Below are 20,297 nucleotides of genomic sequence, written 5' to 3'. Positions count from 1 at the left end.
AAAATAAAAGTCTGAATATTCAGAATTATAAGAATTCGGCAGCCATTAAATGGATAGGGAGGGAAAATATGAAGATTACGGATTCTGTTGAACGCATTGATTCGAGAGCAAAAATTAGGGGGATGGCAAAATATATTGAAGACAAGGTCTATCCTGAAATGCTCTATGCTAAAACATTAAGATCTGATCATGCAAGGGCGAGAATAAACCAAATCAAATATCCAGAGTGTCCCCAGGGCATTTATGTGATTGATTCTAAAGATGTTATTTTAAACAATGAAGTCTCTATGATTGATACAGCAATGCCAGTGTTTTCAAATGAAACAATTTATTATGCTGGTGAGCCAATCGCATTGATTGTTGGTTCGGATAAAGACGCTGTTTTAAGATATATGGAAGGTATTGAAATTGATTATATCCTTGAAGAGGACCCATTCTTTGACCTTGACACAGCTTCTAAAGTTCCCTCGAATATTTTGACGGCACACACCATTGAAAAGGGGAATCTCAACACGATAGAATACGATTTTGTTTTGGAGGAAACGTTCAGAACCCCCTATCAAGAACAACTTTATATGGAAAAACAAGGTATGATTGGTCGCTTTGAAGAAGGGGTTATCATAGTGGAAGGGTCTATGCAGTGCCCTTATTACATATTGAATGCCTTAAAACACATGACGGGATGGAATGAAGATAGGTTGCGTGTTATTCAAGCAACCACCGGTGGCGCATTTGGCGGAAAAGAAGAATACCCATCACTTTTAGCCTGTCAGGTTGCAACTGCTGCCTACAAATTGAAAAAACCTGTGCAGTTGATCCTCGATCGCCGAGAAGATATTGCCTTTTCAACCAAACGCCATCCTGCGCGTATCTATGTAAAATCATATGTTAAGAACCAGAAGATACAAGGGATGGAAATGGAAATTCTCTTAGACGCTGGAGGCTACTTGGGCCTTAGTGATGTTGTTTTACAACGTGCCTTACTTACAATGACAGGGGCCTACAAGGTGGACCATTTGAGAATTGAAGGCAAAACAGTTCGTACCAATAATGTGTTTACAGGTGCCTTTAGAGGGTTTGGTGCACCTCAAAGCCTATATGCACTTGAACTTCACATGACACATTTGGCCAATCGACTAAATTTAGACCCAATGACGTTTAGAGAAAATCATTTTGTTGTGGAAGGAGACCCAACCAGCACAGAGGGGATTTTTCATGAACATATTCCACTGCACGAATTGTCAGATAAGTGTCGAAAATTAGCAGAAGCGAATATGGCTTCTGAAAAAAAACAGAAATGGGTCGGCTATGGCGTTGCAGTTGTCCCTCATGGGGGTGGATTTACTGGTGATGGAGAAGCGGCTCATATAAAAGCAGTGGTTCATTTACGTAAAGAAGCAGATGGCATGGTGACTATATTGGTTTCAAATGTTGAAATGGGACAAGGTGCTATAACGGCACTTTCAAAAATAGTGGCAAGCGCACTGGAAATCCCTATTAGCCGTGTAAAGTATGAAATACCGGATACTTCAAAAGTTCCAGACTCAGGACCAACAGTTGCCTCAAGAACAACCATGGTCGTTGGGGCGTTATTGTACCGTGCAGCCCTTGATCTAAAGCCACATCTACAAGAATTAGGGACCTACACTGCAGTTGAATCCTATAAAAAGCCAGATTATGTGGTTTGGGATCAGGAAACTTTTAAAGGCAATGCCTATCTGGCTTACTCTTGGGTTGCATTAATTGCGCGTGTTGAAGTAAATCCTTTGACTTATGAAGTGAAATGTACCCATATTTGGAGCTGTTATGATGTTGGACGGCCTATAGATGAACAAATGTCTGAAGGTCAGGCCCATGGTGGCATGATTCAGGGTTTGGGGTATGCCTTGATGGAACACATGACTTCCAAAGGGGGCTTTATTGAGCAGTTTGCTTTTTCAAGTTATCCAATTCCAACGCCTATGGATATACCTGAAATGACTGTTGAATGGGTGATTAATCCATATGAGGATGGCCCATTTGGCGCCAAGGCAGTTGGCGAATTGACTTTGGTTGGTGTTGCACCCGCAATTTCTGCGGCTATTGAAGACGCAATTGGTCATGAAACATTTACCATTCCAGTTACACCTGAAATCATAGAAAGGACACTTAGCGTATGGAAAAATTCAAATTAAACACTCAAGAAGTTGAAGTCCCAAAAGATTTGACGCGACGACTTTTGGATGTAATCAGGGTGGATCAGGGACTTACAGGAACTAAGGAAAGCTGTCAAGAAGGTGAATGTGGCGCATGTATGGTGTTAATAGACGATGAAATCTACAATTCGTGCCTTGTACCTGTTGGCAATGTTATTGGAAAATCAGTAGAGACCATTGAACAATTTAAAGAAAGAGAGATTTATAAACGCATAGAAGAGGCCTTTGTTAAAGCAGGCGCAGTTCAATGCGGCTTTTGTACACCTGGCATGGTAATGGCAACTTATGCATTGCTCAAGACTGGGGAGAAACATTCTCTTGAAGATGTGAAATTGGCACTTTCAGGCAATCTTTGCAGATGTACAGGGTATCAAACCATTTTTAAAGCAGTCCAATTGTTACAAGAGGAGGTGGAATAAGTGTTTGAAACCATTATGCCAAGTACACTTGATGAAGCGCTCGAATATATGCATAAAAAGACTTATAGCCCACTTGCAGGCGGAACTGACCTCATGATTAGGGCGCGAAATTGGCAGGGTTCAACCCGGCATTTTAAAGGAGACGTTCTTCTTATCAGTCATCTAGATTCGCTTAAGCGCATTTGGGTTGACGAAGAGGCCTATCATATGGGCGCTTTGGTTACACAGGCTCAGGCAGCCAGTTCAAAAGTATTGCCTAACTATTTTAAAGCTGTGGTGTCACAAATGGCAACACCTGCTATAAGAAATGCAGCAACTTTGGGCGGCAATATTGTAAATGCAGCCAGTGTTGCGGACTTACTGCCCCCACTTTATCTTGCCGATGCCCGTCTTGTTTTAAGATCCTTAAATGAGACGCGTGAAATTTCAATTCAAGAGTTTATTGTCAAAAAATACACAACTTCAAGACGTCCTGATGAACTGCTCACTGAAATTATTTTGCCTAAAATTAAATGTGACACATTTGTTTATGAAAAGATGGGACAAAGACGTGCAAGCATTCTCTCCAAAGTTTCCTTTTTAGCCGTTCGGACACAAACAGATGTGAGGGTGGCAATTGGTGCTTTAAATGACACGGTTATCCGGTCAAGGGCCATGGAGCATAAAATTGCAAAAGGTGTTCCTTTTGATGAAATCATTCAAGGATATGAAGCACTTTATGAAAGTCATGACGATAAAAGGTCTACAAAATCATATAAAGAAACAGTTGCAACAAATTTACTTAAAAATTGGCTGGAGGTGAATCATTTTGAAAAGGGAATTGATTAATCAGATTTACAAGGATTTGAGGGCTCTCATTGCAATCCCTTCTTTAAGCAGTGAAGAAGGTGCTGTAATTGAAGCTATTAAAAGGATGATGCAAGACCTTGATTTTGATGAAATCAAGATTGATGGTATGGGGAACATACTGGGCCGAGTTGGATCGGGGAAAAGAATTATGGCATTTGATGGCCACATTGATACAGTAGATGTTGGTAATCCTAAGCAGTGGACTTTTGACCCTTTTACGGGTAAAGAAGATGAAACGCATATTTTTGGAAGGGGGGCATCCGACCAAACCGGAGGTTTTGTTTCAGCCATGCATGCGGCAGCCTTGGCCAAGAAAATGGATCTTTTAAACAATTGGCAGGTTTGGGTGGTTGGCTCTGTACAAGAAGAAGATTGTGATGGTCTTTGCTGGCAATATATTTTAAACGAAGGGGTATTGACCCCTGAATTTGTAGTTCTAACAGAGCCGACTTCTTTAAGGGTCTATAGAGGCCATAGGGGACGTATGGAAATACGTGTTTCTGTGGATGGTATCAGCGCACATGGGTCTGCACCTGAAAGAGGAGACAATGCAATCTATAAAATGGCTAAAATTATAGATGAACTTGATCAATTAAACGGCGCATTGAAACCAGACGATTTTCTTGGGAAAGGAACTCTGGTGGTGTCTGAAATTTTTTCAACAGCGCCATCGAGATGTGCTGTGGCTGACGGATGTTCTATTTCTATAGATCGACGGTTAACCGCAGGCGAAACTGCGGATACAGCAATTGGTGAAATTGAAGCGTTGAAAGGGGCGGAAAGAAAGGTTGAAATGTACAGATACAATAAACCTTCTTATAAGGGATATGTGCCAGATGTGCCATGTTACTTTCCAACTTGGACCATACCGGAAAATCACGGCATAGTAAGGGCCATGGAAACGGCTCATTACAAAATTCAAGGTCAAAAACCCAGTACGGATAAGTGGACGTTTTCCACAAATGGGGTTTCCATTATGGGGATGAAGGGCATACCATGTGTGGGTTACGGACCGGGCGATGAGGCAGAAGCCCATGCGCCGAATGAAAAAATAAGAAAGTTAGATTTGGTTCAGGCTGTGGAAACCTACATGGCATTTATTTCTGAACTAGAGGAGGGGACTTATGTATAGTCATTTAAAAGGGAAACATTTTATTACATTAAGAGAGTGGACCAACGCTGAAATAGAAATGGTTTTGGATGTTGCATCTGATCTCAAAAGACGTTTTTATATGGGCGAACCAACACCACTTCTCCAGTATAAAACCATAGCGCTTATGTTTTTTGAAGCTTCAACAAGAACCCGGAACTCTATGGAAATGGGTATGGCGCAACTGGGTGGCCATGCAAATTATTTGGATACTTCTACCATGCAAATTAGTCATGGTGAGTCGGCTAAAGATACAGGTGTTATATTGTCCAGTTTTGGACATGGAATTGCTTGTAGATATTGCAATTGGGGGCTAGGAAATGCGTATTTGAACGAAATGGCAAAATATGCGTCTCGACCTGTGATCAATCTTCAATGTGATTTGTACCATCCAATGCAAGGTGTTGCAGACCTTATGACAATTCGTGAAGTTAAAAAGAAAACAGATGGGCTAAAAGTTTCAATTATTTGGGCCTATGCAACAAGTCATAAAAAACCAATAAGTGTCCCTTTGACACAGGCTTTATTATTTCCGCGTTTTGGCATGCAAGTAACCCTGGCACATCCTAAAGGATTTGAACTGCCAGATTGGGTTATTGAAGAGGCCAAAGAAAATGCACGCCTTTATAATGGCAGTTTTGTTGTAACAGATGATATGGAATCGGCCTATAAGGATGCGGACGTGGTCATTCCTAAAAATTGGGGTTCATGGAGTGGAAAAATTCCAAATGTTTCAATTGAAGATTTTAAAGACTGGAAGTGCACAGAGAGTGTTATGGCCCTTGCTGACGAAAAAGCTGTTTATATGCACGCTTTACCGGCGGATAGAGGGAATGAAGTGGAAGACTCGATTATTGATGGGTCACAGTCAATCGTTTATCAAGAAGCAGAAAATAGATTGCATACTGCAAAGGCAGTTATGGCATTAACCCTTTAGGAGGCGCTATGATTACACCTATTATTGGACCTACATATGAAGAAATGTTGCACCCGTGGAAAATTGATCCGGCAATTCGAAAAAAAGCAGAAACGGCATCGAAAGAAGATCCGCTGGATCCAGTTAACTTATTCAACATCACGTGGCGAGACTTTAATAACGATGTGCGTTATTTTATATTGCCAAAGGCATTTACTGGGGTTGATGCCAATATTATTGTACTTTACGCAAAAGATTTTCCCTCAGGATCCCATAAAGTTGGACCAACTTATTCTGTTTTGGTGGAACAGGTGGTGTCAGGCGAAGTTGATCCTGAAAAGCACATAATGGTTTGGCCTTCCACAGGAAACTATGGTGTGGGCGGTGCTTGGGTAAGCTCCCGTATGCGTTATCATTCTTTGGTGATTCTACCGGAAGAAATGTCTCAGGAGCGATTTGATTTGATTCGCACCTATGGTGCGGATGTGATTCCGACACCAGGATGTGAATCCAATGTTAAGGAAATATATGATAAAACACATGAACTGAAGGCTAAAGATCCAGAAAGAATAAGGATTCTCAACCAATTTGAAGCTTTTGGGAATTATCGTTTTCACTATTATGTAACCGGAAACAGTATGGTTGAACTTGTAAAAGAAAAGAAAATTGGAAACGGACGCATTGCTTCTGTTGTATTGACAGTAGGCTCTGCGGGTACAATTGCCAGTGGCGATTTGGTTAAAAAAGTTTTTCCAGAATGTAAAATAGTGGCAGGAGAACCGGTTCAATGTCCAACTTTATCCTTAAATGGATTCGGTGGACATGATATTCAGGGCATTGGTGACAAACATGTTACTTGGATTCACAATGTTATGAATATGGATGGTGTTGTTCAAATCGATGAAATGGACGCTAAAGACCTTCTTAAGCTAATAACCTCTAAGACAGGAAAGGCTTATCTCAAACAATTTGTTGATCCTGATTTGGTTGAGTTCATGTCAGATAAGTTGGGAATTTCAGGGTGTGCCAATGTGATTGGCGCCATTAAAACGGCAAAGTACTATGGCCTTAGTGAAGGCGAAAATATACTCACAGTTGCCACAGATGCTATAGACAGGTATGAGTCGGTTATGGCTAAAATGCCAGATGTGACTATGGAAAATGTACCTTCGCTTTATCAGAAGACCGTTAAGGGGCAAGAACCGGCCTATTTCTTTGAGGGCGACCGTTACAATAGACTAAGATGGCACAATTTAAAATACTATACATGGGTAGAACAACAAGGTAAATCAGTTGAGGCTTTAAGAGCATTGGCAGAGCCAGAATTTTGGGAGAAACAAGTTTCGATAATTGAAGAAGTAGACCGTGAAATTCAAGGTTGGCGCCATAAACACGGAGAATAAGTATGTATGATTTGGGGATTATAAATGGAAAAGTCTATAGGGGTGGTGACTTCTACGAAACAAACGTTTACATCGAATCGGGTGAAATCGTTGCGATTACAGGCGTTGTATTTCCAGCAAAAGAAACACTGGATGCAAGTGGTTTGTGGATTCTACCGGGGTTAATTGACCCACATGTTCATTTAGAGCTTAATGTCGGTGACTATACCAGTTGTGACACCTTTGAATCTGGTGGTTATGAAGCTGCTCTTGGGGGCATTACAACAGTAATTGATTTTTTGGATCCTATTTCCAGTGAAGCACATCTTGACACAGCCTTTGAGACACGTAAAAAACTTGCTTTAAAGTGTCCCATTGACTATGGGTTCCATGCCACGCTCGGAAATTTTCAAGGCAATATACAAAATCTGGTGGGTGCGGTAAAGGAAAAGGGACTTCTCGGAATAAAAGTTTTTATGACCTATTCAGAATCGAATCGCATGATTGCTTCAGATGATTTAAGGGCTTTGTTGGCTTCAGATGTATTAACACTAGTACATGCAGAAGATGATAAATATGTTGATCCAAGTCATACGTGTATTGAAACATATGAAGACTCGAGGCCAATCAAAGCAGAATTATCTGCAATAGACGCACTTAAACAGAATCTGGGTAAGGGGACATTGTATGTGGTTCATGTAAGCAGTGGCAGTGGTGTAGAAGCACTTAAAGGCCTTGAACAGATTTTTATTGAAACATGTCCTCAGTATTTTATGTTCGATAAGAGCGTTTTCAAGTCAAATAAAGGGGGAAAGTACCTACTGGCACCGCCATTTAGAAGTTGTGATGAAAAGCAAAAGTTAAGAAATAATTTTCACGCCATTCACACGATTGGTACGGACCATTGCCCATTTAAACCAGTAGAAAAGCTTAATTCAGACAATGCTTCAAAGATTCCCAAAGGGGTTGGCGGTTTAAGGTATAGTTTTTTGACCCTATATGGTTTGTTTGGACTTAGGAGTGTTGAAAAAATGTCTAAAAATGTAGCAGAAATCTTTAACTTACAAAGAAAAGGACGTGTGGCGGTGGGGTATGATGCCGATTTAATGATTTTTGATCCGAATGGCACCACGCATACAGGCCAGATTCCGGCTAATTCTTGCAGTTCCATTTATGAAAACATGACATTTGAAGGAGCGATAATACACACATTGAGCCGGGGGACGTTTGTTGTGAAAGATGGGATGCCACAAGAAAATATGGGACATTTCATAAGAGGGGGATATCATGACGGCCATTATTAATGCTAGGCTATATGATTATGTGACTTATATAGAAAGTGGCTACGTTTGTTTTGAGGAAACAATACAAGAAGTCGGCCCAATGGAAAATTTTAAAGGGGCGGATTCAATAATTGATGCAAAAGGAATGCTTATTTTACCGGGATTTATTAATTTTCATACGCATGCATATTCAGTATTTGCAACTGGATTTGATTTTAAAGCAAGTCCCAAATCGTTTACAGATATTTTAGAGCAAATTTGGTGGCGGATGGATCGCATTCTAGAGTGTGAGGACTTGTATCATTCTGCAATTTACTATGGGGCATGTTCGGCGCAAGATGGGGTTTTAGGGATCGTTGACCACAACGCAAGTGGTGCAATTAAAGGGGCGCTCGAGTCCGTGAAGCGTGGTTTTGATGAAGTTGGTGTCTATGGAACAACCTGTTTTGAAACAAGTGATCGTTACCAAGTTGAGGCGTGTTTAACAGAAAATGAAAATTTTATTAGAAAAGGACAGCCGTATTTTGGTCTGCATGCTTCAATGACACTTAGTGACAAAACTTTGGGGGCCGTCCGGTCCAGATTGAATGGGGGGCTCATTCATGTTCATGTTTCTGAAAGCATTGATGACCAAAACCGGTACACAGAAACACCCATTCAAAGACTAAATAGGCATGGACTCCTGAAGCCAGACAGCTTATTGGTACATGGTGTCCATTTAAGTCACGCGGATTATCAACGGATTCGAGACCATGAATGTGTCTTGGCACTTGCGCCAAAGAGTAATCTAAATAATGGCGTAGGAACCGTTGATTTTAAAGAACTTATTGAGAACGATATTCAAATTTTAGCCGGAACAGATGGTCTTGGTACAGATGTCGCCAACAGTTGGCTTTGGATTTATTATTTGGCAAACAACCAACTGGGAGGCCTTTCACCTGACTTCTTGAGAAATGCCATTGAGAAGTCTTACCTATACTATGAAAGGGTCACGGGACGAAAAACTGGTCGATTTAAAACAGGATATCGGATGGATCTTATTTTAGTAAACTATAATCCGGCAACCCCTATTGATTCAGAGTCTATTTTCGCGCATTTGCTCTATGGCGTTTTTGAAAAAATGGATGTCCAAAAGGCCTGGGTCAATGGCAATCAAATTGTAGACAAGGGCAGGTTGACCCATAGTTATTTAGAGGCATCAAAAAATGCGGTGCATGTAATTTGGGATAAGTTGGGAGGCAAACATGTGTAGAACGGAAGTAAAACTGAAGGGCATGGTTTTTGATAACCCACTTTTACCCGCCTCTGGACCTATTGTTGAAGGCTTAGACAATCTGCTGAGTTTGAATCAGTTGTCACTTGGTGGATTGGTTACCAAAACAATCTCTGTTGAGGGGGCCAAGGTAAAGAAACCTTGTATAGTCGCACGGAAGCAAATGATATTCAATACGGAATTATGGAGTGAATACTCTTTGGCGCATTGGCTTAAGATATTGCCCATTTTAACAGAACAAAAGACAAAACCGCTTGGAATAAGTGTTGGCTATACTGCCGACGATTTTAGGAAAATCGTACCTGCCCTTCACCCATATGCTGATTTTTTTGAGGTGAGTACCCATTATAATAAAGCAGAACTTTTAGATGTGGTTCGTGGGATTGTATCTCATACAGATAAACCAGTTTTTATAAAAATGAGTCCCCAAGTAACTGCTGAATTTGAGTTTGTGGAAACCGTGTTGGCAGCAGGTGGTGCTGGGATTGTGGCTTTTAATTCATTTGGACCGGGTGCAGTTGTAGATTTAAAGACCCGTTCTTTACTCATTGGAAATGAATTTGGTGACAGCTGGGTTTCTGGGCCAGCAATTAAGCCATTTGCATTAAGACGTGTTGCGCGGATACGGGCTCAGTTTCCAGAAGTTCCTATTATTGCCTGTGGTGGTGTTGCGTCAGCTGAGGATGTATTGGAAATGATCCTTGCAGGGGCGGATTTGGTACAGATGCTATCTGGGGCCCTTTTATATGGCCGTAAACAGTATGAAAAAATCGTTGAAGACTTGATTCCTGCTATGAATCGATATGGCATAGAGTCAATTTATGCGCTTAGACATGGGGGGCTTAAATTGACACCTTCCGGGAAGGGAAATTTTCCTAAAGTCGATCCTGAAAAATGCACAGCGTGTGGCATTTGTATTAGAAGTTGTCCTTTTGAAGCTTATGGAAAAGGGCCAAAACCTATTTTAGATCAATCACGGTGTATTCGGTGCGGTCTATGTCAATCACTTTGTCCTGTTGGTGCTATTTCTGAGGTGCTTGTATGATGGAATTACGGTGTATTACCTGTCAAAAAACCTATCGTCCTGAACCGGGGGTCTATACTTGTGAAACTTGTGGCCCGCTTTTCGGAACGCTGGAAGTCGTATATGATTATGAGTCAATATCGGTTAATCAGGCGATGTATTCTAAAACTGGCACCTTATTTCAATTTAAAGAGTTGCTGCCAGTAAAGGGGCATACCCCCATTGATTCTGCAGTGGGCGGAACACCCTTGCTGACATTTTCCAATGTGTTGGGCTTGGAAAAATTGCAGATTAAATTTGATGGGGTCTCTTTATCAGGGTCTTATAAAGATCGTGCCAGTATTATTGCAATTCATATGGCACTTGAGCAAAATGCAAACACAATTTATTGTGCATCAACAGGGAATGCTGCATCTTCGCTGGCAATTTTATCGGCACATACCCGATTGAAAACTGTAATTTTTGTTCCGGCTTCAGCGCCTAAAGGAAAGTTGGCTCAACTTATTGCAGCCGGTGCACAGGTGCATTTGATAGAAGACACTTATGACACTGCATTTGATATTTCTATGAAAGTGGGGTTTAAGAAGGGGTGGTATTGTCGGAATTCTGCAATCAATCCCTATTTGACTGAAGGTAAAAAAACAGGCGCTTTTGAAATTTTAATTCAAAATGACTATAAGGTACCGGATTATGTGTTTGTTAGTGTTGGGGATGGAACGGTTATAAGTGGTCTAATTAAAGGCTTTGAAGAGTTTATGAAGCTAGGGCTTGTGGACAGAACGCCCAAAGTCATCGGTGTTCAAGCGGCAGGGGCTGCTGCCATTAAAACGGTATATGAAAAAGGGGCGCCGTTTAAACCTCAAGTTTTGCCAGCGAGAACACTTGCAGACAGTATTTCGGTAGGAAATCCAAGAGATGTTATTAAAGCTTGTACCTATATGGCCCGGAATGGTGGTGCGTTTATTGCCGTTACAGATTCGGAGATACAAGATTCAATTTTGGAGATGACAACGACAACTGGTGTTTTTGCAGAACCTGCAGGTGCTGTTCCTTTTGCTGGTCTTAAAAAAATGTTGGCCTCTGGAGAAATTCGTAACGGGCACTCAGTTGTATTGGTGGTCACAGGGAATGGCTTAAAAGATCCATCGCATTTAAAAGTGACACTTCCAAAAGCCTTGTCTCCTGAAGAGGCGTTAAAAATATGATGAGAGGTGGCGTATGAGAATAACACGATATATTCAGCCAAATGATTTAAATGAAGCATATGAGCGATTGGTAGAAACGAAAGGCGCAGTTATCATGGCAGGGGGAATGTTTTTAAGATTACAGCATAGAACTTTACCTTTGGTTATTGACTTGGGGCATCTTGGGCTTGATGGGATATCAAGCGCTGGAGGTCTTGTCACAATTGGAGCCATGACACCACTTAGGTGTTTGGAAACCTCTCAGGATTTACCTGATATATTGAAAAAAGGGACCAGACAAGTTGCGGGTGTAGCCGTTCGAAATATGGCAACTGTGGGCGGCTCCATTATGGGGCGTTATCCGTTTTCAGATGTGGCATGTTGTTTGTTGGCATTAGATGCAAAGCTTAAGTTTCATTATCACGGTGAAATGACACTTCAATCTTTTTTAGATCATGGCTTGGAAGGTGAAGACATCTTGTTGGAAGTTTTCTTCGAAATGCCAGAGGCTTCAGATTATAAGTCATTCAGAAAAACATACACAGATTTTCCAACTGTTGCTGTGGGTGTCGTCAAGCGTGAAAGTTATACCGTCGCTATTGGTGCAAGGCCTGGACGTGCAAAAAAATGGACCTATGATGAAATGAATAGACAAACGTTGGCGCTTGAGGCTTTTGAATTTAGTTCAGATCGAAGAGCTTCTGCAGAGTATAGAAAGCAATTAGCAGCTGCATTATTGGAAGATATCATGGAAGGAGGCATGTAATGGAAGTTACATTAATCATAAATGGCGATCATTATGGGTTTTCAGCAGAACCGGACGAAGTACTTCTAGATACATTGCGAAAGTTGGGATTTAAAAGTGTTAAACGCGGGTGTGATACTGCTTCATGTGGCGTTTGCAATATTTTGGTTGATGGCAAATTGGTGCCTTCTTGTGCCTTTTTGACTGTCAGGGCAAACCGTCGAAACATAACAACTTTAGAGGGCGTTTCTAAGCAAGCAGAAGAAATTGGCAATTTTTTTATGGCTGAAGGCGTTGAACAATGTGGTTTTTGCACACCCGGGCATATGATGAGTCTTATAGCACTTTTTAACGAAAACCCACATCCAGATATTGAGACTGTAAAACACTATTTGGCGGGAAATATGTGCAGATGCTCTGGCTATGAAGGACAGCACCGAGCAATTGAAGCCTTTATGGGAGGTGGAAAATAGTGCGTGTCAATACATCTATACCCAAAGTTGATGGAAAAGGCTTAATCCAGGGGAAACCAGCATTTACAGACGATTTTGCCCCTAGAGATGCTCTAATTGTGAAAGTTTTAAGAAGTCCATATCCACACGCCACTATAAAATCAATAAAAGTGGAACAGGCATTGGCAATGCCGGAAATAAAGTGCATCTTCACCTATGAAAATGTGCCTGAAGCTCTATTTACAAGAGCAGGGCAAGGATTTCCAGAACCATCTCCTTATGATGCGAGAATCCTAGACCGGACGGTTCGATATGTCGGTGATGCCGTCGCTATAGTAGCCGGCACCACCGAACAAGTTGTAGATTTAGCATTAGAAAAAATTAAAGTAGATTATGAAATAAAAGAACCCATTTTAGAGTATGAGCACGCATTGGACAACCCTGTTTTATTACATGAAGGGAATTATACCAAATCCATGTTTCCAATAGGACATGATGCATCTAGAAATCTAGCGGCGTCCTATGAAATGATGATTGGGGACATGGATGAGGTGGTTTCTAAATGTGATGTTGTTATCAAAGAACGCTATTACACTCAAGCTCAGGCACATGCTATGTCAGAGCCACATGCTGTCGTTGCCTATATGGATGTGCAAGACAGATTAACTTTAGTCACTTCGACACAGGCGCATTATCATATTAGAAGGATTGTTTCTAAAGCTATTGGAATTCCTTTATCTCGAATTAGAGTAATCAAACCTCGAGTTGGCGGCGGCTTTGGGGGTAAGCAGGGCATACATGGCGAAATCTATGCTGGACTTGTTACTTTAAAAACAGGAAAACCTTCAAAAATGGTTTACACCCGCCGTGAAGTCTTTGAATCCACTTATACCCGGCATCCAATGCGGATTGATATGACAGTGGGTGCTATGAAGGACGGCACTATAAAAGCCTTAAACATGGAGGTTTTATCAAATACTGGAGCCTATGGAGAACATGCATTAACCGTCTTAATGGTAGCTGGCGCAAAGACACTGCCAATGTACAATAAGGTAGAGTCGGTAGCCTTTAAAGGTGAAGTGGTCTACACAAACACCTCGCCTGCGGGCGCTTATAGGGGGTATGGTGCAATCCAAGGAAATTTTGCCCTTGAATCTATTTTGGATGAATTAGCCCATCGCCTTGACATGGACCCTTTGGCCTTGAGACTGAAAAATATCATTCATGAAGGTGAAACTTCTGATGTTTTCAAAAAAATGGGTGAGGGAACTGAAGGTGTTGAAATGATTATAGAGTCTTGTAAGTTGGAAACGTGCTTGCACCGTGTTAAAGACTCTATTAATTGGCAAGAAAAATACCCCAAAAAGATGATTTCACCGCACCGGGTAAGAGGTGTTGGCCTAGCTCTAGCCATGCAAGGATCTGGAATTCCATGTATTGATATGGGCGCTGCTGTTTTGAAACTAAATGATGGGGGTTTTTTCAATCTAACAGTTGGTGCAACAGATATAGGGACAGGTTCTGATACGGTATTGGCACAAATTGCAGCAGAGACCTTAAAAGTTCCTGTGGATCAGATTGTCATTTATTCATCAGATACGGATTTAGCCCCATTTGATAAAGGCGCCTACGCATCAAGTACCACTTATGTTTCTGGAAATGGGGTAAAAAAAGCAGCGGAAAACATGATTAAGACAATTGAAGAGAAAGCAAAACAAAGGTATCAGGCAAAAGAAGTCACTTACGAAGGTGCATATTTACTTGTGGATGGTGCAAAGAAATCATTTTCTGAATTTGCCACCGAGCTTTATTATTCACATAGTCAGGAACAACTTGTTGCAACGGGTTCATTTGTTGGTGAAAAATCACCACCGCCATATATGGCCGGTGCAGCTGAAGTTGAAGTGGATTTGAGAACTGGAATAATTGAAGTGGTTCGTTATGACGCTTATGTGGATTGTGGCGTCCCAATTAACCCAAATTTATCAAGAATACAGGTAGAGGGCGCACTTTTACAAGGGATAGGCATGACCCTTTATGAAGAGGCGGATTACCTAGATAATGGCAGGCTGTTTAACAACTCGTTTTTAACTTACAAAGTTCCAACCCGAATGGATGTTGGTCCGATGACGGTTTCTTTTGTGGAGAGCTATGAACCTTCAGGACCTTATGGTGCTAAATCTGTTGGAGAAATTGGAATTGACACCCCACCAGCAGCTATTGCAAATGCTATCTTTAATGCAACTGGCATTAGAATTCGATCTTTACCGATAACCAGTGAGGTTTTGTATCGTGCAATGAAGAAATAAGTAGGTACTGGGCCGTCTAAAAAATAGACGGCTTTTTTTTGAGTTCTTTAATGGTTTTTTAACTTTTATACGGTATACTGTAGGAAACTATGAAAGAGGTGTCTTATGAAAAAAGGATTGATTGCATTATTAATTGTAGTTGTGATTGTTGTTGCATTTGCTGGAACCTTGATTTCTAAGTATAATACTTTGGTTCAGCTTAATGAAAATGTGTCTATGCAGATGAGTGAAATTGACAACCAATTGCAAAGGAGAAACGATTTGATTCCAAACTTGGTGGAAACCGTTAAAGGGTTTGCGTCACAGGAACGGGAAATTTTTGAAAACATTGCAAACGCAAGAGCTGCTATGATGAGTGCTGGGACGGTTGCCGAAAAGTCTGAAGCAAATGGTGAACTGTCAGGTGCCCTGTCGAGATTGCTTGCAATTTCAGAGAGTTACCCAGATTTGAAATCAAATGAAAACTTTATTCAACTTGCTGATGAACTAGCAGGCACAGAAAACAGAATTGCATTTGCAAGACAAGACTACAATACAGTTGCAAGAGAGTTTAATGGTGTTGCCAAGCAGTTTCCAATGAATTTGTTTGCAGGAATGTTTGGATTTGACACGGCTGAGTATTTTGAAGCGGCAGAAGGCGCTGATGCAGTTCCAGAAGTTGATTTTGGAAACTAGGAGGAGATTTTGAAGCATAAAATTGGTTTATTATTGGCAATTCTACTGGTTTTAAGCCCGTTTGTATCGCATGCAGATACCTTTCCTAAAGCCACATCCAATTTTTATGTCAATGATTTTGCGGACATTTTGTCTCAAGAAACTGAAGCAGAAATTATGGGCATTTCGGTTCCACTCGCTGAGAAGACCGGTGCCCAGATTGTTGTTGTAACTTTGGAATCGCTTGATGGTGAGACAATTGAGTCTTATGCGCGAGGTCTTTTTTTGGATTGGGGTATTGGAGATTCTGAAAAACACAATGGGCTACTGCTTTTAGTAACTATGGAAGAAAGACAAGCTCGAATTGAAGTCGGATATGGGCTTGAAGGGGCGTTGCCAGATGGTAAAACAGGTCGAATTCAAGATGACTATCTTATAGAACATTTTCAGGCATCCAGGTATAATGATGGCATTATGGGAACCTATTTAGCGTTATCAGAGGCAGTATATGACGAGTACGGCTTAAATTCAGAAGATATCCAAGTTAAAAGTAATTTCTATAGCCCTGCAGCAACTGGAAGTGACGAAGAAGGGATTACGTTTTTTGATATTATATTGGGAATCATAGTGGCTATTTTGGTTTTATTGGATATAATATTTAATAGAGGTCGTTTAACGATGATGGTTGTGCATATGGCCGGTCGAAGCGGAAAAGGATCGTCAGGTGGCGGTGGCTTTGGTGGCGGGGGAGGCCGAAGCGGCGGCGGAGGCAGCACGAGAGGTTGGTAAAAGGAGTTGTTATGACTAAAGTTGTTTATTTCGCTTTTAATGGCGATCAAATGTGTTTTGTACACGTATTGTTAAATGTTTTAGAGATGAGTGAAAAGGGATATGACGTAAAAATTGTCATGGAAGGTGAAGCTGTAAAACTCATTGAGCCCCTTGAAACTTCAAAAAATCCTTTGTATATTAAGGCAAAGGAAAAGGGATTAATTGATTGTATTTGCAAGGCTTGCTCTGCTAAACTGGGCGTCTTGGAATTTAATGAAACTGTTGGGATACCAGTAGATGGAAGTATGAGTGGACATCCTTCTATGGCTAAATATTTAGAAGAGGGATTTAAAATCATTACATTATAAAGGCGGATAAATGAATACAAAATTTAAGGAACTTGGACTTTCAGAGCCTATTTTAAAAGCATTAAGCGAAATGTCTTTTATTGAGCCCACTCCGGTTCAGCAAAAGGCGATTCCCAAAATACTCAACGCAAAAGACTTAATTGTTATGTCAAAGACTGGGAGTGGTAAAACAGGGGCTTTTGGACTTCCGATGATTGAACAAATTCAAAGGGATAAGTCTAGATTGCCGAAAGGTCTTGTGCTTTCACCAACACGTGAATTGGCGATTCAAGTTGCTTCAGATCTTAAAAAAATGGCAAAATATAAAGATGTTCGAATAACAGTTGTATATGGCCAACACAGCATGGCACAAGAAATTGAGGCCTTGAAAAAGGGGGCTCAGATTGTTGTTGGAACACCGGGACGATTAAATGACCATATTCGTCAAGGCAATTTAAAACTGCATCAAGTTAAGTATCTGGTTTTAGATGAAGCGGATAGAATGCTGGACATGGGATTTATAGACCAAGTAGAGCAAATTGTTAGAAAAACGCCTAAAGAACGGGTGACACTCCTGTTTTCTGCAACCATGCCTACAGCAATTGAAAAACTCAGTGAGCGGTATATGAAAGACTCTGAAAGAATTGAATTTGAATCGGATTCTTTAACTGTAGATTCAATTGAGCAATCCTATTATCGGGTTGAAGCAGCAGAAAAGAGACGTAGACTTCATTTTTTGCTTGAACACATTAAGCCAGATAGCTGTATTGTTTTTTGCAATACACGTATGACTGTGGAAATGGTCCATGCTTATTTGGAACGTAAAGGCTATCAGGTAAAAGCCCTACATGGCGCAAACAGTCAAAGTCACAGGCTGAGAGCCATCGATCAGTTTAAAAAAGATCAATTTCAAATTTTATGTGCAACAGATATTGCGGCTAGGGGACTTCATGTTGAAGACCTATCACTTGTTGTAAACTTTGACGTTCCGCTGGAAAAAGACAGTTATGTTCACCGTATTGGCCGAACTGGACGTGCAGGGAACGGTGGTCGTGCCATAAGTTTGGTATCGAAAGATGAAATTAGGTCCCTTTATGAAATTGAAGAACATGTAGGCGTCTTAATAGAAGAAGCTGATTTTGAAGACCTTGTCAGTCATGAAGACCCCATAAAAGTAGAATCAAACGTAGAAGAAGAGCCTTCTAGACCTGCTGAACAAAAAAAGCGTTCCATCATAGGTGGTGTGTTGAAGTGGATCAAACGCAACTAACACGGGAACCGTTTCCAAGTTATGAGGCTTTTCAGGAGATGCTCAGTGAAATAATGGATGAAATGCCACAGGATTTCTATGAGGGTTTGTCTGGGGGTATCGTCTTACAAGTTGAAGCGAAGTATCATAAGATAACTCAACCAGGTAGGCCCCTTCTTATAATGGGTGAATACCAACGCAGTGCACTAGGGAAGCAAATTAAAATTTATTATGGATCGTTCAAAAAAGTCTATATGAATCAACTGGAATCGGTTATAGCAAAGCGTTTAAGAGAAGTTGTGCTTCATGAGTTTACCCACCATCTTGAAGGGCGTGCTGGGCTAAAAACTTTGGAAGAAACGGATCGTGAAAGAATTGGTGCCTACCTCAAGAAAACAAAAAACAAAACATAAAGCGTATGCCAAAATGTGTTCGTCATGGCATACGCTTTTCATTTAAAAACAGGTATGGATTATTTTGATTAAGATGTCTGGAACAATCTCTAGGACATCTTTTTTATAGACCCTCTCTGTTGTTTTGTGCAAATCTTTTCCCCATGGGCCAATATTTACAACCGGCATGTTTAAGGTCTTTAAATGAGAAAAAGGAATTTTATAAAGCGTATCCCATCCTGGGCTGTTGGCTTTAATAGACTCAATTGCTGAATCGTTTCCAGACCAGGTCGCATAAGACAAATCGCAGATGCCCATGAAAAAATTTTTAGATTCATAAAGTGTTCCGTATTTTGAATAAGTTAGGTCGTTGATTACGGTTTCTAAGTCAAAGTTCAGTTTGTGACTTGTAAAATTGTTATGAACATGTGGATAATAAGGGCCAGATAAAGCAACTACAATCGCAGGGCCTTCTAGATCAACCCAATCTACAAGAAATTCTATAAGCCGGGTTGAAGATTCAGGCAGTGTTATTTCGTTTGCAATGAGCATTTCTTGTAATGTAGCCTGAAAGTCTTCATAAGCTTCAATGAAATTTGTGCTGTTTTTTTGTAAGGCCTGTTCATAGAGTTCAGAAAATGTGAGGACAGTTGAGTTAAAACTAATATCATCCGGGCTTTCATTTGTTAGGTTACAATAATTTTCATAAGCGTCTTGAAAGTGAATCAAGGTATCTCTTAAGGTGCGTTTGGATAGGGAAACCAATTTTTTCAAAATGTTTTCAGGGGATCTGGTGAATGTTAGCCAGTTAAAATAGCCTGTTGCAGCTTCAGGAATTGAAGCATCATAGGCTTTTTTTCGATCTTTTAAATTGACCCATACAGGTGGTGGTGTGGCTTCAGAGCCATAGACATCACATAAGTCCACATTGAGTTCTGTTTTTTTCTGTAGGTCTGCCAAGACCAGCGAGGGGTTAAATCCTGCAAATGGATCCCCAATATGACTCTTAACCCCCTTTACATAGAGTACGGGCATAATTTTCCCCACAGAACCCTGATAAAAGATTGCTTTCTTAGGGTGTTGGTTGAAGTAAGGTTCGCTGTTGATTGTTAATCTGTAATCTAAATTATATTTTTTCTGCAAATCTGTCATAATAGGAATGCTTGCCAACATTCCCTTGGATAGAGATTCTTCATCGGGAACACTGAGTAGAAGAATGTTGCCATTAAGCTCCTTATCCTGTGCCATTTCAGCAGTGAGTGCAAGTTGAATCGCAGCGCCAGCTTTCATATCCGCAGCCCCTCTACCGAAAATCCAATCGTCTGATTCAAGGTCTTTTTCAACAGAAGCGGACCACTTCCGTTTAAGCATTTGGACTTTTAACTCATCTGGGCGTAAGGCATAGGGTTTTAATTTGCCATATTCCTCAATATCGATTGCATCGTGGTGATGAATCATGACGATGGTTTTATCAGAGTTACCCTTTACAAAAGCCCAAACAACACCTCGATTGTAGGGATCTTCTTCAAGTGGCTTGAAACCGCAAAAATCAGGATGTTCTTTAAAGTATGACTGTTCTTTAAGCCAATTTAGTATTTGTTCAGCAATATATGTTTCTCTAAGCGTATTGGTATCACTTTGTGTTGCCATTAATCTAAGTAAGAGTGTATAAATTTCTTGATTCAGCATATGAACTCCTTTCT

General features: G+C 40.7%; 19 protein-coding genes. 18 read left to right on the top strand and 1 reads right to left on the bottom strand.

Translation table 11 applies throughout. The features are described from left to right. Positions 1-68: 68 nt before the first annotated feature. From JOC49_RS06340 to JOC49_RS13450, 18 genes are all read left to right on the top strand, one after another. Positions 69-2,174, top strand: coding sequence for a xanthine dehydrogenase family protein molybdopterin-binding subunit (locus tag JOC49_RS06340; RefSeq protein ID WP_204663522.1), 2,106 nt, complete (start codon positions 69-71; stop codon positions 2,172-2,174). After that, on the top strand, positions 2,156-2,614 hold the full coding sequence (locus tag JOC49_RS06335) for a (2Fe-2S)-binding protein (protein ID WP_204663520.1): 459 nt from the start codon (positions 2,156-2,158) through the stop codon (positions 2,612-2,614). The genes JOC49_RS06340 and JOC49_RS06335 overlap by 19 nt, the downstream gene beginning before the upstream one ends. Beyond that, complete coding sequence (locus JOC49_RS06330) at positions 2,615-3,442, top strand: FAD binding domain-containing protein (protein WP_204663518.1); 828 nt, start codon at positions 2,615-2,617, stop codon at positions 3,440-3,442. Beyond that, entirely contained in the window at positions 3,423-4,595 is a 1,173-nt protein-coding gene (locus tag JOC49_RS06325) for a YgeY family selenium metabolism-linked hydrolase (RefSeq protein WP_207754693.1), read from the top strand. The genes JOC49_RS06330 and JOC49_RS06325 overlap by 20 nt, the downstream gene beginning before the upstream one ends. After that, entirely contained in the window at positions 4,588-5,550 is a 963-nt protein-coding gene (locus JOC49_RS06320) for an ornithine carbamoyltransferase (protein ID WP_204663516.1), read from the top strand. Before JOC49_RS06325 ends, JOC49_RS06320 begins: the two co-directional genes overlap by 8 nt. 8 nt (positions 5,551-5,558) lie before the next feature. Continuing rightward, on the top strand, positions 5,559-6,932 hold the full coding sequence (locus JOC49_RS06315; protein WP_204663514.1) for a PLP-dependent cysteine synthase family protein: 1,374 nt from the start codon (positions 5,559-5,561) through the stop codon (positions 6,930-6,932). A gap of 2 nt (positions 6,933-6,934) precedes the next feature. Next, complete coding sequence (locus JOC49_RS06310; protein WP_204663512.1) at positions 6,935-8,215, top strand: dihydroorotase; 1,281 nt, start codon at positions 6,935-6,937, stop codon at positions 8,213-8,215. Then, a complete protein-coding gene (locus tag JOC49_RS06305; protein WP_204663510.1) occupies positions 8,199-9,446 on the top strand; it encodes an amidohydrolase family protein in 1,248 nt (415 codons plus the stop codon). The genes JOC49_RS06310 and JOC49_RS06305 overlap by 17 nt, the downstream gene beginning before the upstream one ends. Beyond that, a complete protein-coding gene (locus JOC49_RS06300) occupies positions 9,439-10,512 on the top strand; it encodes a 4Fe-4S binding protein (protein WP_204663508.1) in 1,074 nt (357 codons plus the stop codon). The genes JOC49_RS06305 and JOC49_RS06300 overlap by 8 nt, the downstream gene beginning before the upstream one ends. Continuing rightward, positions 10,509-11,696: a threonine synthase gene (thrC, locus tag JOC49_RS06295; RefSeq protein ID WP_204663505.1), complete on the top strand. Its 1,188-nt coding sequence runs from the start codon at positions 10,509-10,511 to the stop codon at positions 11,694-11,696. The genes JOC49_RS06300 and thrC overlap by 4 nt, the downstream gene beginning before the upstream one ends. A gap of 13 nt (positions 11,697-11,709) precedes the next feature. Then, on the top strand, positions 11,710-12,441 hold the full coding sequence (locus JOC49_RS06290; RefSeq protein WP_204663503.1) for an FAD binding domain-containing protein: 732 nt from the start codon (positions 11,710-11,712) through the stop codon (positions 12,439-12,441). After that, the gene (locus tag JOC49_RS06285; RefSeq protein ID WP_204663501.1) at positions 12,441-12,893 is read left to right on the top strand and encodes a (2Fe-2S)-binding protein; all 453 of its coding nucleotides are present in this window, start codon (positions 12,441-12,443) and stop codon (positions 12,891-12,893) included. The genes JOC49_RS06290 and JOC49_RS06285 overlap by 1 nt, the downstream gene beginning before the upstream one ends. Then, positions 12,893-15,181, top strand: coding sequence for a xanthine dehydrogenase family protein molybdopterin-binding subunit (locus JOC49_RS06280; protein ID WP_341534661.1), 2,289 nt, complete (start codon positions 12,893-12,895; stop codon positions 15,179-15,181). The genes JOC49_RS06285 and JOC49_RS06280 overlap by 1 nt, the downstream gene beginning before the upstream one ends. 105 nt (positions 15,182-15,286) lie before the next feature. After that, the gene (locus JOC49_RS06275; protein ID WP_204663499.1) at positions 15,287-15,856 is read left to right on the top strand and encodes a LemA family protein; all 570 of its coding nucleotides are present in this window, start codon (positions 15,287-15,289) and stop codon (positions 15,854-15,856) included. 9 nt (positions 15,857-15,865) lie between these two features. Further along, entirely contained in the window at positions 15,866-16,624 is a 759-nt protein-coding gene (locus JOC49_RS06270) for a TPM domain-containing protein (RefSeq protein ID WP_204663497.1), read from the top strand. A gap of 11 nt (positions 16,625-16,635) precedes the next feature. Then, positions 16,636-16,974: a DsrE family protein gene (locus JOC49_RS06265; RefSeq protein WP_204663495.1), complete on the top strand. Its 339-nt coding sequence runs from the start codon at positions 16,636-16,638 to the stop codon at positions 16,972-16,974. Positions 16,975-16,984: 10 nt separating this feature from the next. Continuing rightward, on the top strand, positions 16,985-18,223 hold the full coding sequence (locus JOC49_RS06260; protein ID WP_204663493.1) for a DEAD/DEAH box helicase: 1,239 nt from the start codon (positions 16,985-16,987) through the stop codon (positions 18,221-18,223). Continuing rightward, positions 18,205-18,615: a metallopeptidase family protein gene (locus JOC49_RS13450; RefSeq protein WP_204663491.1), complete on the top strand. Its 411-nt coding sequence runs from the start codon at positions 18,205-18,207 to the stop codon at positions 18,613-18,615. Before JOC49_RS06260 ends, JOC49_RS13450 begins: the two co-directional genes overlap by 19 nt. A 42-nt stretch (positions 18,616-18,657) precedes the next feature. Here JOC49_RS13450 and JOC49_RS06250 read toward each other — a convergent pair whose 3' ends face one another. Next, positions 18,658-20,283 (bottom strand): M20/M25/M40 family metallo-hydrolase, encoded by a 1,626-nt coding sequence (locus JOC49_RS06250; RefSeq protein ID WP_204663489.1) that lies wholly within the window; start codon positions 20,281-20,283, stop codon positions 18,658-18,660. Positions 20,284-20,297: the final 14 nt, after the last annotated feature.

Source organism: Fusibacter tunisiensis, assembly GCF_016908355.1.
Lineage (GTDB): Bacteria > Bacillota > Clostridia > Peptostreptococcales > Acidaminobacteraceae > Fusibacter_D > Fusibacter_D tunisiensis.
The sequence above is the reverse complement of the archived record's forward strand: the minus strand, read 5'-3'. Positions and strand labels throughout refer to the sequence as shown.

Coding starts and splice junctions, on each gene's coding strand:
- JOC49_RS06340 (WP_204663522.1), top strand. CDS start 69: ATGAAGATTACGGATTCTGTTGAACGCATTGATTCGAGAGCAAAAATT.
- JOC49_RS06335 (WP_204663520.1), top strand. CDS start 2,156: ATGGAAAAATTCAAATTAAACACTCAAGAAGTTGAAGTCCCAAAAGAT.
- JOC49_RS06320 (WP_204663516.1), top strand. CDS start 4,588: ATGTATAGTCATTTAAAAGGGAAACATTTTATTACATTAAGAGAGTGG.
- JOC49_RS06315 (WP_204663514.1), top strand. CDS start 5,559: ATGATTACACCTATTATTGGACCTACATATGAAGAAATGTTGCACCCG.
- JOC49_RS06310 (WP_204663512.1), top strand. CDS start 6,935: ATGTATGATTTGGGGATTATAAATGGAAAAGTCTATAGGGGTGGTGAC.
- JOC49_RS06305 (WP_204663510.1), top strand. CDS start 8,199: ATGACGGCCATTATTAATGCTAGGCTATATGATTATGTGACTTATATA.
- JOC49_RS06300 (WP_204663508.1), top strand. CDS start 9,439: ATGTGTAGAACGGAAGTAAAACTGAAGGGCATGGTTTTTGATAACCCA.
- thrC (WP_204663505.1), top strand. CDS start 10,509: ATGATGGAATTACGGTGTATTACCTGTCAAAAAACCTATCGTCCTGAA.
- JOC49_RS06290 (WP_204663503.1), top strand. CDS start 11,710: ATGAGAATAACACGATATATTCAGCCAAATGATTTAAATGAAGCATAT.
- JOC49_RS06285 (WP_204663501.1), top strand. CDS start 12,441: ATGGAAGTTACATTAATCATAAATGGCGATCATTATGGGTTTTCAGCA.
- JOC49_RS06275 (WP_204663499.1), top strand. CDS start 15,287: ATGAAAAAAGGATTGATTGCATTATTAATTGTAGTTGTGATTGTTGTT.
- JOC49_RS06265 (WP_204663495.1), top strand. CDS start 16,636: ATGACTAAAGTTGTTTATTTCGCTTTTAATGGCGATCAAATGTGTTTT.
- JOC49_RS06260 (WP_204663493.1), top strand. CDS start 16,985: ATGAATACAAAATTTAAGGAACTTGGACTTTCAGAGCCTATTTTAAAA.
- JOC49_RS06250 (WP_204663489.1), bottom strand. CDS start 20,283: ATGCTGAATCAAGAAATTTATACACTCTTACTTAGATTAATGGCAACA.